Origin of the sequence: Lysobacter antibioticus (assembly GCF_001442535.1) — a bacterium.
Taxonomy (GTDB): Bacteria; Pseudomonadota; Gammaproteobacteria; order Xanthomonadales; family Xanthomonadaceae; genus Lysobacter; species Lysobacter antibioticus.
This window is the reverse complement of record NZ_CP013141.1, coordinates 1783678-1799065: the sequence shown is the minus strand read 5'-3', so window position 1 is coordinate 1799065 and position 15388 is coordinate 1783678. Positions and strand designations below refer to the sequence as shown.

General features: G+C 67.6%; 15 protein-coding genes. 10 read left to right on the top strand and 5 right to left on the bottom strand.

All coding sequences use genetic code 11. The annotated features are described in order from the left end of the window. Positions 1-63: 63 nt before the first annotated feature. Complete coding sequence (locus tag GLA29479_RS25205; RefSeq protein ID WP_057917631.1) at positions 64-600, bottom strand: nuclear transport factor 2 family protein; 537 nt, start codon at positions 598-600, stop codon at positions 64-66. Positions 601-757: 157 nt separating this feature from the next. Here GLA29479_RS25205 and thpR point away from each other — a divergent pair, with 157 nt between their 5' ends. Together thpR and GLA29479_RS07480 are read left to right on the top strand one after the other, a co-directional pair. Further along, complete coding sequence (gene thpR, locus GLA29479_RS25200) at positions 758-1342, top strand: RNA 2',3'-cyclic phosphodiesterase (protein ID WP_169795623.1); 585 nt, start codon at positions 758-760, stop codon at positions 1340-1342. A gap of 45 nt (positions 1343-1387) precedes the next feature. After that, a complete protein-coding gene (locus GLA29479_RS07480; protein ID WP_057971217.1) occupies positions 1388-2002 on the top strand; it encodes a YdeI/OmpD-associated family protein in 615 nt (204 codons plus the stop codon). A gap of 146 nt (positions 2003-2148) precedes the next feature. Here GLA29479_RS07480 and GLA29479_RS07475 read toward each other — a convergent pair whose 3' ends face one another. From GLA29479_RS07475 to GLA29479_RS07465, 3 genes are all read right to left on the bottom strand, one after another. After that, complete coding sequence (locus GLA29479_RS07475) at positions 2149-3528, bottom strand: esterase-like activity of phytase family protein (protein ID WP_057971216.1); 1380 nt, start codon at positions 3526-3528, stop codon at positions 2149-2151. Positions 3529-3579: 51 nt separating this feature from the next. Beyond that, positions 3580-4503, bottom strand: a complete 924-nt coding sequence (locus tag GLA29479_RS07470; protein WP_057971215.1) for an endonuclease/exonuclease/phosphatase family protein — start codon at positions 4501-4503, stop codon at positions 3580-3582. A 250-nt stretch (positions 4504-4753) separates the two neighbouring features. Then, a complete protein-coding gene (locus GLA29479_RS07465) occupies positions 4754-6541 on the bottom strand; it encodes a M14 family metallopeptidase (protein ID WP_057971214.1) in 1788 nt (595 codons plus the stop codon). Positions 6542-7034: 493 nt separating this feature from the next. Here GLA29479_RS07465 and GLA29479_RS07460 point away from each other — a divergent pair, with 493 nt between their 5' ends. The 4 genes from GLA29479_RS07460 (at position 7035) to GLA29479_RS07445 (ending at position 11004) form a co-directional block, all read left to right on the top strand. Continuing rightward, positions 7035-7661 (top strand): glutathione S-transferase family protein, encoded by a 627-nt coding sequence (locus GLA29479_RS07460; RefSeq protein ID WP_057971213.1) that lies wholly within the window; start codon positions 7035-7037, stop codon positions 7659-7661. After that, the gene (locus GLA29479_RS07455) at positions 7652-8392 is read left to right on the top strand and encodes a hypothetical protein (protein ID WP_057971212.1); all 741 of its coding nucleotides are present in this window, start codon (positions 7652-7654) and stop codon (positions 8390-8392) included. Before GLA29479_RS07460 ends, GLA29479_RS07455 begins: the two co-directional genes overlap by 10 nt. Positions 8393-8633: 241 nt before the next feature. After that, the gene (locus tag GLA29479_RS07450; protein WP_057971211.1) at positions 8634-10271 is read left to right on the top strand and encodes a POT-type proton-dependent oligopeptide transporter; all 1638 of its coding nucleotides are present in this window, start codon (positions 8634-8636) and stop codon (positions 10269-10271) included. A 112-nt stretch (positions 10272-10383) separates the two neighbouring features. Further along, positions 10384-11004: a rhomboid family intramembrane serine protease gene (locus GLA29479_RS07445; protein WP_211265071.1), complete on the top strand. Its 621-nt coding sequence runs from the start codon at positions 10384-10386 to the stop codon at positions 11002-11004. A 104-nt stretch (positions 11005-11108) separates the two neighbouring features. On the opposite strand, the gene GLA29479_RS07440 is transcribed toward GLA29479_RS07445, so the two are convergent. Beyond that, a complete protein-coding gene (locus GLA29479_RS07440) occupies positions 11109-11306 on the bottom strand; it encodes a hypothetical protein (RefSeq protein WP_057917641.1) in 198 nt (65 codons plus the stop codon). A gap of 248 nt (positions 11307-11554) precedes the next feature. Here GLA29479_RS07440 and GLA29479_RS24385 point away from each other — a divergent pair, with 248 nt between their 5' ends. The 4 genes from GLA29479_RS24385 (at position 11555) to GLA29479_RS07415 (ending at position 15313) form a co-directional block, all read left to right on the top strand. Next, complete coding sequence (locus tag GLA29479_RS24385; RefSeq protein ID WP_144436394.1) at positions 11555-13084, top strand: histone H1-like repetitive region-containing protein; 1530 nt, start codon at positions 11555-11557, stop codon at positions 13082-13084. 123 nt (positions 13085-13207) lie between these two features. Beyond that, the gene (locus tag GLA29479_RS07425; RefSeq protein ID WP_057917643.1) at positions 13208-13483 is read left to right on the top strand and encodes a GNAT family N-acetyltransferase; all 276 of its coding nucleotides are present in this window, start codon (positions 13208-13210) and stop codon (positions 13481-13483) included. A 179-nt stretch (positions 13484-13662) separates the two neighbouring features. Further along, positions 13663-14376 carry a pseudouridine synthase gene (locus GLA29479_RS07420; RefSeq protein ID WP_031373157.1) on the top strand — a complete coding sequence of 238 codons (714 nt, stop codon included), beginning with the start codon at positions 13663-13665 and terminating at the stop codon, positions 14374-14376. 109 nt (positions 14377-14485) lie between these two features. Continuing rightward, complete coding sequence (locus tag GLA29479_RS07415; RefSeq protein WP_057971207.1) at positions 14486-15313, top strand: DUF3298 and DUF4163 domain-containing protein; 828 nt, start codon at positions 14486-14488, stop codon at positions 15311-15313. The last annotated feature ends 75 nt before the right edge of the window (positions 15314-15388 follow it).

Genomic DNA, 15388 nt, shown 5'->3' with positions numbered 1-15388 from the left:
TGCGGCGGCGCTCGTCTGAGTGCGGCTCGACAATGCTCCCGGCCCAGGCCGGGAGCGTGCGGCTTACTTGAGCGGGTAGGAGGAGTAGATCACCGCGTTGATCTTCCAGCCCTGCTCGGTCTTGACCAACTGCCAGGCTTCCTGGCCCTTGCCGGTCATGCGCTCGTCTTCGAGGAAGACGAAGTCGAAATGCACGCTGGCGATGGCACCGTCGGTTTCGATCTTGAGGTTCGAGAATTTTTCCTCGAAGCGTTCCTTGCCTTGACTCATCTGCTCGGCGAACTCGACGTAGGTGCCGGGTTCGAGCTTCTTCAGCTTGGGGTTCTTGGCCTTGCGCTGGCGGAACTCCTCGTCGGAGGACACCAGGATCCAGGAGTTGTGTTCGGGCAGGAACAGGCTCTTCAAGGTGGCCGAGTCCTTGGCGATGATCGCGGCCTTGAAGGTCTCGACGATGGCTTCGATCTCGCGCTTGGCTTGTGCGCGTCGGTCCTGCTCGTGTTGGTCGGAGTCCTGCGGGGCTGCGGCCGGCGCGGTCTGCGCCTGGGCGTGCAGGGACAGCGCCAGCAAGGCGAGGGCGCACAGATTCAGGATCGACTTCATGAGGGACTCCATTCGCTGGGGACGCCGCCGCGACGGGCTGCGCGAGGTTTTCGAACCGCCGGCCGGCGGCCCGCCCATCATGCCCGAGCGCCCGCGCGGCGGCGTCGACCCAGTTCGCGTAATGGGCAGGCCGCGGCGCGGGCTTTACACTGCGTCCATGCATCAAGACTCGCTGTTCGCGGCACCGGCCGTTTCGCCCGATATTCATCGATTGTTCTTCGCCCTGTTGCCCGATGCGGCGACCCAGGCGCGCATGGCCGAGGCCGCCGCGAGCCTGCATCGCGAGCACGATGCCGGCGGGCGCCTGATCGGCGCGCACCGTTATCACCTGACCCTGCAGTTCCTCGGCGACGCCTCCGAGTTCCAGCCCGAGCGCGCGGCGCGGGCGCAGGCCGCCGCGGCCAGCCTGATCCTGCCGGCGTTCGATCTGCGGCTCGACCGTGCCGGCAGTTTTCGCAACAAGTCGGTCCCCTGGTGGCTCGGTTGCGAACGCACACCAGAGGGCCTGGACAGTCTGTTCCAGCGGCTCGGCGTGGCCCTGGCCAAGGAAGGCGTGCGGGTCGAGTCCGGTCGTGCACTGGTGCCGCACGTCACCATCGTCCGCGACGCGGCCGGCCACCTGCACCCGCCGATCGCCATCGACCCGATCGATTGGCGCGTCGAGGCCTTCGTCCTGATCCACAGTCAGCTCGGCTCGCGCAACGCCTACGACGTGCTGGGGCAGTGGCCGCTGACCGCGTGAGCGGCGCAGAATAAGGCCTCATCGCCAGACCGACGGTGGACCGCCATGGGCCAGCCCGATCCGCGTATCGATGCCTATATCGTCAAGGCCGCGCCGTTCGCGCAGCCGATCCTCGAGCACCTGCGCGCGGTCGTGCACGCGGCCTGTCCGCAGGTCGAGGAAGCGATCAAGTGGGGCATGCCCAGTTTCGTTTACCGCGGCAAGCTGATGTGCGGCATGGCGGCGTTCAAGCAGCATGCCACCTTCGGTTTCTGGCAGGGCGCGAACATCGTCGGCGCACGGCAATCCGCCGACAGCGATGCGATGGGCCAGTTCGGCCGTCTGAGCAAGATCGGCGACCTGCCCGGCAAGCGCGAACTCACTCGCCTGGTGAAGCAGGCGATGGCCTTGATCGAAACCGGCGTGACGCGTCCTGCGACCAAGCGCGCGCAACCCAAACCGCCGGTTGAACTCCCGACGGATCTGGCCGCCGCGCTGGCGCAGAAGAAAAATGCGAAAGCCAAGACGACCTACGAAGCGTTTCCGCCGAGCCAGCGGCGCGAGTACGTCGAATGGATCGAGAGCGCGAAGCGCGAGGACACCCGCAAGGCGCGGCTCGCCCAGGCCATGGAATGGATGGCCGAAGGCAAGGTACGCAATTGGAAGTACATGGCGAAGTGAGGGTCGGGTTTCGTCGCATACGCCGATTCTTGCGATTCGGGCGAAAAGCAATCCCCCCAGCCCCCCTTTTTCAAGGGGGGAACAGCGAGGAGGCGCTCGACGGCCGAAACTCCGGCCGAGTCTGATCGAGGCGACCGTCCGCCCGCTCAGCGACGGAAGTCGACGGCGAAGGCGACTAGGGTGCCGGGGATGCGCGCCTTGCCGGCCGGGCAATCGGCATCCAGCGGAACCTGTGCGCGTTCGCCGCTGCGGCGGTCGACGCAGACTTCGAACTGTTCGCCGGCGCCGCTCTGGGTGACGCTGTAGTCGTTGTCGCTGCCGATCAGCACCAGGTGCTTGCCGTTGCGCAGGCGCGGGCCGATCGCCAGGCCTTCGAGTTTCTCCGGGATGTCGCGGGCGCCGGCGCCGCGCAGAGCGGCGAGGATGTCGAGTTCGGGCGCCTTGTCGACCGCACGCACGCCGGCGGGCAAGTCGTTGCTGCCGGCCAGCGACTGCGTGGCGACATTGGTCGCGCCGCGCAGGGAAATTCGATACACGCGCTTATGCAGCGGCGCGGCGGTGACTTCGACGCCGAGGCCGCGGTTGTCGCGTTCCAGCACCAGGAAGTCGCGGTCGCTCAAGGCATGGATCGCGCTGAGGCCGATGCTGCGGCCTTGGTGGGTGGCCGAGAAATCGTCGTCGCTGGACGGGTCGAGCGCGTTCAGGGCGGCGATCGGTTCGAGTTGGTAGACATACTGGGCGTTGGAGCGGCCGCTGCGCAGGTCGAACTCGACGATACGCACGTTGCGGCTGCGGCGGCCGTCGTTGCTCGCGCCTTCCTGCACCAGCGGGTCCTGCATCACCGCGTACAGCTTGTCGCCGGACGGGGTGAGGGTGAGGCCTTCGAAGCCGCGGTTGTCCTGGCGCCCGCTGACCACGAGTTTGCGGTCGCCGACGTAGTCGAGTTGGCCCTGGGCGTTGCGCGGCTGCAGGTTGGCGGGCGTGGCGAAGGCGCGCAGGAAGCGGCCGTTCGGGGCGAATTCGTACAGGCTCGGGCCGTATTCGTCGGCGACGTAGAAGTGGCCGTTGCGGCCGACCGCGAAGCCTTCCGGGTCGAAACTCAGGCCGAGTTTGGCGGCGTCGCCGTTGAGCAACTGCGGGTTGAGGCCGTTGAAGCTGTCGCCGCGGCGCGCGCTGAACAACACGGTCTTGTCGACGATGGGCTGGCCGATGCGGCCGCTGCGACGGTCGTAGGGAATGCGCAGGCGCTGCACGCGGGTGGCGTAGTCGATCACGCCGCCGCCGGGGCCGCGGTCGGACAGGGCGTACCAGTAGCCGTCGCGCGGGTTATAGGTCAGGTCGGAATAGAAGCCGAAGCGGTTGAGGTTGGCCTGGTCGGGCGTGCTCGGCGGCAGACGCACCGCATCGCGTTGGGTCGCCGGGGTTTCGACGAGGTCGGTCAGCGACCAATGAGCGGCCACCGCAGGGGCGGCGAACGCGGTCGCGGCGCAGGCGAGCAACAACGAGGTCAGGGTCGAACGGATCATGCGTGGCTCCGGCGGGGCAGGGGAACCCACCCACGCTAGTGGTCGCAGATGTCAGTTCGGTGACGCGCGCAGGGTGACGAGCTTGGGCCGGGTGCGCAGCTTGACCAGCAGGCCGAAGTGGTCGGAGGGCCAGACGCCATCTTGGTTTTGCTTGAGCACGACGCGGGCTTCGACGAGTTCGAAACCGATCGGGTCGTAGAAGACGTGGTCGATGCGTTGCGCCGGCAGGTAGGCGGGGTTGAGGGTGGTGTGGGCAGCGATGTTCGCGGACGCATCGGGGTGGGCGCTGCCGTAGGCATCGCGATAACGCGTAGCCAGCGCCCGCAGTTCCGGCGAGTCGGCATTGCTGTTGAAGTCGCCGGCGACGATCACGTAGCTGCCCTGCGCGGTGGCGTCGATGAAGTTCAGCAGGCTCGATACCTGCCTGGCGCGGATGGCGCCGCCGGCCCGGTCGTTGTGCAGGTGGGTGGCGTAGACGTCGATATGGGTGCGCGGAGTGCCCGGGCGCAGCCGCGCATGCGCGGCGGTGCGATAGTCGTCGAGCGGTTCGAGTTTGCGCATCTCGCGCGCCTCGGTGCGCTTGCGGGTGAGGATGGCGTTGCCGTAACGGCGCGCGGCATCGGCCGGGTCGACCGAAACGAATTGCACCCGATAACCGAGCGCTGCGGCGAGGTCCTCGGCCTGGTTGCGCAGGCCGTCGCGTTGCAGCACTTCCTGCAGGGCGATCACGTCCGGCTTCAGGCGCTTGATCTCGGCGACGATCATGGCGCGGCGCTTGGGCCAATCGCCCTTGTCGTGCCAGAGGTTGAAGCTGAGCACGGTCACCGTGACCGCGCGGGTTTCGATGGGCGGGGTTTTTTCGGCGGCGATCGCCTGCGAGGTTGCGGCGATGCCGGCGAGCAGCAGGGCCGCGGTGAGCGCGGATGCGAACGAACGCGGAATCGGCGCGATCGCGGCAGAAGGGAAGGTTCGCATGGCTGTGCGACGCTCCGATCGGGACAGGTGTCGAGGATAACGTGGCTCGGGTGATGCCAGGGTAGGAGCGGCGCAAGCCGCGACCTCGTTCCAGTCGCCATGCAATACGGGTTCGATCCTCGCTTCGGCGGTCGCGGCTTGCGCCGCTCCTACCCTCGATGCACGGCTATCGAAGAGCCGAGACGAAAAAACGCGCGGAGCCGCTGGGGCTCCGCGCGTTCCGGGTCGTTACTTCAGCGTGCGCCGACGATCAGCGCGGCACCTGCTGCGTACGCACCACCGGGTACTGGTTGTAGCGCGTGTCCCAGGCCGAATGCAGACGATAGAAGAAGTCCAGGCGCGCCTGCGGGCTCTTGGCGAAGGCCGGATCGTTGTTGATCTTCGCCTCGAATTCGGCCTTCAGCTTCGAGTCCTTGGCCAGCATCTCGCGCGCCACTTCCTCGGCAACGTAGTCCTCCATGTATTCCTTGCGCTCGAAGGCGTTATTGAACTCGCCCCAGGCCGCGAGCGAATCCGGTGCCTGCGGTTCCAGCAGGGCCATGACCACGCGCGCCTTGGACTGGGCGATCGGCACGAACAGCGCGCCGGCGACCAGGTTCTGGGTTTCCGGCTTCCAGGCGCCGCTCAGGGTGGCGCGCTGGTGGCCTTCGACCGATTGCGCGGCGAACTCGGTCTTGTCGGAACGGAAAGTTTCGACCTGCGCATCCTTGAGCGCGGCGCCGAGGCGGCGATAGCTCACGCCGTGCTGGTCGAGCTTGGCCGCCACCCAGGGCGCCTGCGCGGCCGGCACCAGATAGCCGCCGCGCGGGGCTTCGACCACGCGGCTGGGCTGGATGTCGTACTTCAGTTTTACGTTCCAGACCTCGGGCTTGGTCTCGTCGTAGCGGGTCATCAGCGCGCCGGAGACTTCCGACGGCGTGCGCGTGTAGGCATAGCCGCGGAAGGCGACGTCGCGGACCTTGTTGCTGGCCTTGTAGTCGAGCGCGACCGGTTGGCCGCCGAGCGCCTGCGCGCGCCGGTCGGCGGCCAGGGCTTCGCGGCGCCAGTCGCTGCCGTGGCCGGCGACCAGTTCGAGCACGTTGACGATGGTGTTGCGGGTGATCCGCACGCGGGTCGGATAGTCCTTCCACGAATGGGTTTCGACCAACATGCCGAGGCGGTTGCGCAGCGGGATGTAGCCGTTGGAGAAGCGCGGCGGCGGCACCGCGTCTTCGAAGCCCGAGGCCGGGTTGTCGGTTTCGATGAAGGACGGGTAGAACGACACCGGCAGTGAGCCCTGCTTGGCGAGGCGTTCGATCACGCCATCGCGCAGGGCCAGGCCGGCCGGGCGCAGCGCGTTGTCGCCGGAATGCACCGGTTCGACCTGGATCGAGACGTCGTGTTCGAACTTGGCGCCGTCGGTGACGTGCAGGTCGATGTAGGCCAACGGGTCCCAGGTGCCGACCAGCTTGAGCATGGCCTGCATCTCGGGCGCATCGGCCTTGAGGTAATCGCGGTTGAGGTTGTAGTTCTGCGCGGTGGTGCGCCAGCCCATTTCCTCGGGCCCGCGTTGGTTCGGACGGTTCCAGCGGCCGAAGCGCTCGTGGCCGTCGATGTTGAACACCGGCACGAACAGCAGCACCTGCTTGTCGAGCGCCCCCGGCGCGGCCTCGCCGTCGAGGATCTGGCGCAGGGCGAGGAAGCCCGCGTCCTTGCCGTCGATCTCGCCGGAGTGGATGCCGCCCTGGATCAGGGTGACCGGCAGCGACTTGGCCTGGGCCTGCGCCGGCGTGAACGCGCCGCTGCGGGTCACCACCAGCAGCTTCATCGGCCGGCCTTCCGGGGTGGTGCCGAACTCCTCGCAGCGCACCGCGTCCGGGTAGCGCTTGGCGAAGGACGCGCACATCGCGATCACTTCGTCGTAGCGGCCGGTCTTGAGGAAGCCGCTGCGCTCGGCGACGGTGGTCAGAGCGTCGTTGGCTGCGGCGGCGTGCAGCGAGGTGGCGGCGGCCGCGAGCATGGCGGCGACCAGGACGGTACGTGTGGCAGTACGTGGCATCGGATCGGTTCTCCCCGGAATCGCTCCGCATGGTAGCGAAGAAACGCACCTCTGGATTGGCCGCGAGGGTCCGATCCGCACCCAAATACGCAGACTGCTGACAGCCTGCTGTCAGGATCGATGGGCAGGGTCGGCGCTGAAGGGTGGGGCAGGAGCTATCTTGCCGCTAGCCGCTGCGATGGTGGTTGCCAGCACCAAGCATATCCCCCGCGCGATGGGCTTCGCACTGCATCGGACTTGCGCGGCGCGCAGCCCCTTTTTCGAAGGGAGCGACTCAGTGGGGAGGCACGCTTGCTCCGCGTCCAACGATGCAGCCACTCCAGCGATGCAGCGACTTCCCGTGATGCTCCACAACGCGACGTCGCGGCTGTTGCCGTTCCCCCCCTTTGAGAAGGGAGCAGGGGGATTTGCTTTCGCTCCGCTCTGCGTCCAACCACCCCCGCAACCGCCATCGCTCCCCTAGACTGTCGCCCTCACTTCCGGAGTCCTCCGCATGTACGCGCTCTATTATTCGCCCGGCACCGCCAGCTTCGTCGTCCATTGGTTGCTCATCGAGATGGGGATCGAGCACGAACTGCGGCCGGTCGATATGGAAGCCCGCGCGCACAAGAACGCCGAGTACCTGGCGCTGAATCCGAACGGGGTGGTACCGACTCTGATCGTCGATGGCCAGCCGCGTTACGAAGCCGCGGGCCTGGCGATGTTTCTCGCCGACCGCCATCCGCAGGCCGGCCTGGCACCGGCGCTCGACGACCCGCAGCGCGCCGAGTACAACCAGTGGATGTTCAACCTCGCCAACACCCTGCAATCTCCGCTGCGGCTGTGGTGGTATCCGTGGGATCTGCAGGCCGGCGACGAGGCGGTGCGTGCCGGTGCGCAGACGCGCATCGAGGCCACTTGCGAGCGCCTCGACGCACAGCTCGCCAAGCAGGGCCCGTACCTGCTCGGCGAACGCCTGAGCGCGGCCGATTTCTACCTGACCATGCTGATGCGCTGGACCCGCAAGATGCCGCAGCCGGCGCACGACTGGCCGCACCTGGGCGCGTTCGCCCAGCGGATGAAGGCGCGACCCTCCTTCGCCACCGTGTACGAGCGCGAAGGGCTGACCGAATGGGCTTGAAGCGCGGGGCGGCGGCGCTCGGCCTGTGGCTGGCGCTGTCGGGCCTGCCGGCGGGCGCAGCCGGCAAAACGCCGGCTCAAGGCTCGGCAACCGCAGGCTCGGCAACCGCGGTGCAACCGCTGCGCGGTGCGGTCGGCGGGATCCAGCCGGCCGAGTGGACCGCGCGCTGGTGGCGCTGGACGCGCAGTTTCCCCGACGGCCTGCAGCCTTACCTCGATCGCGATGGCAGCCGCTGCGCGGTGGGCCAGGACGAAGACGGGCCGGTGTGGTTTCTGGCCGGCACCGACGGAAGCTTCAACGCCGAACGCCGTTGCCGGATCCCGCTCGGCAAGCACGTGCTGGTGCCGCTGATCAATATGTATTACCACGCGCCGCGCTTCGGCCGATATGCGCACACCTGCGAGCAAGTGAAGGCGCAGGTGACGGTCAACAACGATCGTCTGGTCAGCGCGGTGGTCGTGCTGGACGGCCGGCGTCTCGATCGGCAGGGCTCGATGCGCCTGACCACGGCGAAGTGCTTCGACCCCTTCGCCGAGATCGACGCCTCCGGTCCGCCGACCGGCCCCTACCACGCCGCCGCCGACGGTTACTGGCTGTTGTTGCCGCCGCTGTCGCCCGGGCGCCACCGCCTGAGCATCGGCGCCAACTACGGCGGCGACGAGGACGAGGACTTCGGCCGCATGATCCAGAACTTCGAGTACGAGCTCGAGGTCGGCGATCCGGCCGTCTGACCAAGTCGTCTGATCAAGTCGTCTGATCGGGCCTGCGCGTCCGATCAGGCCGGCGGCCTGAACGGGCCGGCCGTGCCCGTGGCGGTTCAGCCGGACCCTGGCATCGGCCGGGAGCGGTCAGGCCGGCCGCCGGGGCGATCGGTTAGGCTGTAGGGCTGGACCGCCCGGTCGCCGTCGCGCCCGGGTCCAGCGGGGGCGCCTATCGACCGCCTCCGCGCCCGACCGCCGAGGACTGCCGTAGATGAGCCAAGCCGCCACCGCCCCCGCCACCACCGATTCGCAGGGCAAGATGCCCCGCCAGATCGGTTTCATCATCGGCAACGAGGCGGCCGAGCGCTTCAGTTTCTACGGCATGCGCAACATCCTGACCTCATTCCTGGTCGGGACCCTGCTGCTGGCCTCGACCTCCGACCTGGCCGAGCGCGAACACCTCGCCAAGGAGGTGTTCCACAGCTTCATGATCGGCACCTATTTCTTCCCCTTGCTGGGCGGCTGGCTGGCCGACCGCTATTTCGGCAAATACAACACGGTCATCTGGTTCTCGCTGATCTACTGCGCCGGCCACGCCTGCCTGGCGATGTTCGAGCACAGCCAGGCCGGCTTCTATACCGGCCTGTTCCTGATCGCCTTCGGCGCCGGCGGGATAAAACCCCTGGTGGTGTCGTTCTGCGGCGACCAGTTCGACCAGAGCAACAAGCACAAGGCCAAGCTGGTCTTCGATGCCTTCTATTGGACGATCAACTTCGGCTCGCTGTTCGCCTCGCTGCTGATGCCGATCTTCCTGCGCGAGTACGGCCCGAGCATCGCCTTCGGCATTCCCGGCGCGCTGATGTTCCTGGCCACGCTGATCTTCTGGCTGGGCCGCAATCGCTACGTGCGGGTGCCGCCGACCCGCGACGCGCCCGATCCGGATTCCTTCTTCAACGTCGCCCGCACCGCGCTGAGCACGCGCGTGGCCGGGCAGGGCAACCCCGGCGCGATCGTCGCCGGCCTCGGCGTGGCCCTGGCGGTCGGCGCTTTGGCGCTGACCGCGGTGCCGGCGATGGGCTTCGTCAAGAGCGCCTGCCTGGCGCTGGGCCTGCTGATCGGTTTCGGCGGCTACGGCATTTCCCTGCAGCTCGACCGCGCCCGCGGCAAGCACCCCGACGCCGCAGTCGACGGCGTGCGCGCAGTGCTGCGCATCCTGATCGTATTCGCCTTCGTGACTCCGTTCTGGTCGCTGTTCGACCAGAAGGCTTCGACCTGGGTGCTGCAGGGCCAGAAGATGTTCGTGCCGACCGACCTGTGGTGGTGGCCGACCTGGCTGATCTCCGGCGAAGGCGGTGCGCGCGCGGCGGCCTCGCAGATGCAGGCGATCAATCCGCTGGTGGTGATGCTGTTGATCCCGTTCAACAACCTGCTGCTGTATCCGGCGTTGCGCCGGATCGGCCTGCACCCGACGCCGCTGCGGCGGATGGGCTTCGGCATCGCCATCTCCGGCCTGTCCTGGATCGTGGCGGCGGTGCTGCAGTTGTATATGGACGCCGGCCACCCCATGTCGCTGGCATGGCAGGTCCTACCCTATGTGTTGCTGACCCTCGGCGAGGTGCTGGTCTCGGCGACCGCGCTGGAGTTCGCCTACAGTCAGGCCCCGCACGCGATGAAGGGCGTGATCATGGCGCTGTGGTACCTCACCAGCACCTTCGGCAACCTGTGGGTGATGCTGACCAACGCCGCAGTGCGCAACGAGGCGGTGACCACCCATATCGCCGCGACCGGGCTCAGCGAGAACGCCTTCCTGATGTTCTTCTTCGCCGGGTTCGCCTTCGTCGCGGCGGCCGCGTTCGCCTTGTACGCGCGCAGCTACCCGATGCAGGACCACTACCGCCAGGCCGCGTGAGCGACACAGGCAGGCTTGAACGCCCCCATCCGCACTTGCCCGGCGCCGCCGGGCGATCCGACCTGAGCGGGTCCGGCCCGGCCGGACCCGCCGACGAGAACCCGAGCCGATGCTGATCACCCTCATCCTGATCGCCGTGACCGCGCTGGTGTCGTGGCAAGCCTTCGAGAAACGCAGCCTGTACGAGCGCCTGGTGCTGTGGCCGCCGGGCGTCGCGCGTTTCCGTCAGTACGACCGCCTGTTGACCCACGGCTTCGTGCATGCCGACTGGATGCACCTGCTGTTCAACATGATCACCCTGTATTTCTTCGGCGGCGCGGTCGAGCGCCTGTTCGGCCAACTGGTCGGGCTGTTCGGCTACGCATTCTTCTATCTGTCGGCGATCGTGGTCGCGATCCTGCCGAGCTATCTGCGCCATCGCAAAGACGCCGGCTACGTCAGCCTCGGCGCGTCCGGCGCGGTGTCGGCGGTGTTGTTCGCCTTCGTGCTGATCAACCCCTGGAGCTGGATCATCGTGTTCGTGATCCCGGTGCCGGCCATCGTCTATGCGATCGCCTACGTCGGCTATTCGTATTGGATGGACAAGCGCGGCCAGGGCAACATCAATCACAACGCGCATTTGTCGGGCGCGATCTACGGCGTGCTGTTCATGCTGATGATGGAGCCGCAGATGTTCTGGGTGTTCCTGCAGCGGCTCGCCAGCCCGAGCCTGCCGAGCTTCTTCGGCGGCTGACAAGGGCGGCAGCGGCCGAGGCCGCTGCCATGTTGTGTCGCCGCGTCCCCGGATTGCGGCTTTGCGAACGGCGGCTCAGGCCGCCGTTGCCGTTTGAGCGATGCTCAGGACAGGAGCAGTGCGGGCGTGGTGGCCTTGTCGTAGGCATCGTCGCCGTACGAGGCGATCAGTCCTGCATAGATCTGGGCATCGAGCCGGCGCAGCTCGGCTGCGTCGGGTTCCCCGGTGCGGGCGAGCTCGTACAGGCGGGTGATGACGGCTTCGGCCTGCTGGTCGTCGTCCTGTGGCTTGAAGTAACGCATTTGGGACCCCCTTCCGTTTTGCGGTGTGACGTACTTCACATTGAAGCACATTCCATGCCAGCGATTTCAAGGGGTTTGAGCGTTCAAAAGTGACACATCGTGTCAACACCGGGCGATCAGGATCAGGCGGCTGACGCCCTGGGTCGAGTCTCACCTTTGCTCACCCGTCATGAAGGTCGTGCGTGTTAACAAACAAGCACGGTCCTTGGGGGGTGACCGCTCATCCGGAAAACCGACAGGAGCAGGGCATGGCGATCAAGAAAGCCGGCAAGTCCGTCAGCAAGTCAGCCAGCAAATCGGCAGGCAAGAGCGCCGCGGGCAAGAGCGCGAAGCGCACAGGCAAGCAGGCCGCGACCAAGGCGGCCAAGAAAACCACGGCCACCAAGAGCGCGGCGAACAAACGCCCGGCGACGAAGGCCGTCGCCAAGAAAGCGGTAGCGAAGAAAACCGTCGCCAAGAAGGCCGCAAGCAAGAAAGCGCCGGCGAAGAAAGCCGCGGGCAAGACCACCGCCATCAAGAAGGCGGCGGCCAAGAAGGCCGTCTCCAAGAAGACGAGCGCCAGCAAGACGGCGAGCAAGAAGGCGAGCGCCAAGAAGGTCGTCGCCAAGAAAGTCAGCGTCAGAAAAGCGCCGGCCAGGCAGGCCGCGGCCGGCAAGCGCGGCGCGGCGAAGAGCGCCAGCCGGGTGAGCGTAACGAAAACAATCCCGACCAAGCCGGCCTCGGCCAAGCAGGCCGCGAGCAAGTCGGCCGCGATCCAGAAAACGACGAAAAACGCCGCGAAAACGGCGTTGCCGAACAAGGCCGTCAGCGCCAAGGGCAGCGCCAGCCAGGTTGCGTCGAGCAAGGTTCCAAGGCTGGACGTCGCCGCGAAGCGAGCCACGGCCAAGCAGGTCGCGCTGGCAGCGAACAAGCCAGCGCTCAACAAACCGACGACGAACAAACCGGCCGTAAGCAAAACCGTCGTAAGCCAGCCTGTCGCAAGCAAGCCCGTCGCCAAGACAGCGAGCGCGAACGCCCAGCGCCACGACAAGAGCGTGAAGGATCTCGGCAGCGCGTCCATTGCCACGACGCCCGCACCGCGCGCGACCCGACCGCGGGCGGTGACGCCGGCGGCGCCGTTGGCGCCGTTGATCGACAGCCGCGTCGCGGCGGTGACGCCGACCGATGCGGTCGTCGACACGCCCTTGGTGGCGACGCCGGCGGTGACCGGCGTACCGGCGAAGGCCGCGGCCAAACCGCGCAAGGCCAAGAAACCGGCCGAGGCCGATACCTCGGCGGCCGGCTCTTCGGCCGCGAGGTCTCTGGTGGCGTCGGCGGCCGCTTCGGAGTCGGCCGCGCCCGCGCTTCAGGCGCAAGCGCACCGCTCGCAGGCGTCGCAATCGCCCGGTGCGGCCGGAAGCCTGGTCGCAGCCGGAGCCGCCGCCGAAGCCGAGCCGGCCGCTGCCGATACGCCGCGGCGCGAGGATGAGGCCGCGATGGAGGCGGCCGAGGCCGCCGGCAGCGGCGACGAGGAGGGCGGCCGTCCGCGCATCACCCCGGAACAAGCCCTGGCCAATACCCGTCAGTTGCTGGAAGCCAAGCAGGAGCACGCGCGCGAGGCGCAGCCCTGGCAGCAGCTCGAGTCCAAGCACGGCCAGGTGCCGCAGTCGGGCCCGCAGTCGCACAGTGCGGCGCAAAAGGCCGAGGAACTGCATGCCGCGGAAAGCCGGATGGACGCCATCCAGGGCTCGATCGGCACCCAGGACCGGCACAACCAGGGCAAGCGCGATAATCGCTGAGCCCCGGCACCGGGCCGGTCGTTGTCCCAGCGGGGGGCCGCTCGCGCGGCCCCCGATCGCAAACTCGATACTCCCCCGATACGGCCCTCGATGGCCGCCCTCATCCGCATCCCAGGTAGACCCATGGCCGTTTCCGTTCGCCACGTTCCCGACCAGCAGCGCTTCCTCACCGAAGTCGACGAGGTGCAGGCGCTGCTCGAATACCACCTCAACGGCGACCAGCTCGTCATCACCCACACCCTGGTGCCGGATGCGATCGGCGGCCGCGGCATCGCAGGCGACCTGGTCAGGGCGGCGTTCGAGTACGCCCGCGTAGCCGGCTACAAGGTCCGTCCGGCCTGTTCCTATGCGGCGGCCTGGATCCAACGCCACCCGGAATACACCGAGCAACTGGGCTGAGGCCCGGCGGCGAGGCGCGGCCGGGGCTGTCGGAACGGGAGGCTTGAGCCAGCCTCGGGCCTGGGCATCGCGCACCCGCCCCTGAATCCGGACGCGGCCAGGGGTCGCCAAGCCGGCGCCGCTGTGCCAGCCTACGCGCCCTTCGCCCGTCTGCTGCCGGTTTCCGGCATCCTGTCTTTATGCGTCTGAACAAACACATCAGCGACACCGGCTTCTGCTCGCGCCGCGAGGCCGACCGCTTGATCGCCGAAGGCCGGGTCACCGTCAACGGCATGCGCGGCGGGGTCGGCGCGGAAGTCGGCGAGGGCGACGAGGTCCGCATCGACGGCGAGATCCTGCGCGCGCGCGCGGTGGTCAAGGGCAAGCGCCAGCACGTCTACATCGCCCTCAACAAACCGGTCGGCATCGTCTGCACCACCGAGTCGACGGTCAAGGAAAACATCGTCGACTTCGTCGGCCACGAGCGCCGCATCTTCCCGATCGGCCGCCTCGACAAGGATTCCGAAGGCCTGATCCTGCTGACCAGCAACGGCGACATCGTCAACGAGATCCTGCGCGCCGAGAACAAGCTCGAAAAGGAGTATCTGGTCGCGGTGAACCACGAGGTCACCCCCGAGTTCCTGCGCGGCATGGGCCGCGGCGTGCCGATCCACGGCCAGACCACCCTGCCGTGCAAGACCGGCAAGCTCGGCCGCTTCGGTTTCCGCATCGTGCTGGTGCAGGGCTTGAACCGGCAGATCCGCCTGATGGCCGCGCACTTCGGTTTTCGGGTCAAGCAACTGCTGCGCGCCCGGATCGGCAACGTCAAGCTGGGCCATCTCAAGCCCGGCCAGTGGCGCAACCTGACCGACCAGGAACTGCAAGGCCTGCTGCCTCACCGCAACGAGTGGTGAACGGCGCCGCGGATAGCGGCGGACCGAGGGCGATCTAGATGTGGACGTCACGCTTTGCGCGATAATGTCGCGCGAAACAACCATGGACGTCTGCCAAAAGGATTGCTGTATGAAGCGTGTCATCGCCGTCTCCCTGCTTGCGCTGGCCCTGGCGGCCTGCAAGAAAGAAGCCTCGCCTCAGCCCGGCGCCGCGCCGGCCGACCCCGCCTCGACCCTGCCGGCACCGGTCGTCGTCGCGGACGCACCGATCGAGCTCAAGGAAGTCGTCGAGACCACGCCGAACTACGTGGTCGGCATCACCTACGACACCCAGGCGGCGAAGTACCCGGGCCTGGCGAAAGAGCTCAAGACCTACGCCGACCAGGCGCGCGCCGAGTTGATCGAGTCGGCCAACGGCCGCACCGCGAAAGAAAACCCGTCGCCGTACGAGTTGTCGCTGACCTTCAACGACATCCTCGACACGCCCGACCTGGTGGCGGTGTCGGCCGACGGCAGCAGCTACACCGGCGGCGCCCATGCCGCGCCGCTGATCGCGCGTTTCGTCTGGCTGCCGAAGCAGAACAAGCAGCTCAAGGCCGCCGAGTTGGTGCCGCAGAAGCAGGGCTGGGACGCGATCTCGCGCTATGTCCGCGAGCAACTGCACTCGGCGCTGTCGCAGCGCATCGACGCCGACGACCTGGCCCCGGCGGTGCGCGCCGAACAGATCGAGACCGGCGGGCGCATGATCGACGACGGCACCTCCGCCGACCCGGCCAACTTCGCCATGTTCGAACCGGTCAAGGCCGCCGACGGCAAGCTCAGCGGGCTCAAGTTCGTGTTCGCTCCCTACGAGGTCGGCCCGTACTCGGACGGCACCCAGACCGTCGAAGTGCCGGCCTCGGCGCTGCTGCCGCACGTCGCGCCGCAGTACCGCGCGATGTTCAGCGGCGGCGGTTGAGTGCCGCCGCGCCCCGGCGGTCCGACCGCCGCCGGAGCGCGCGCGAAACAGCCAAGCCCGGCACATCGCGCGGCG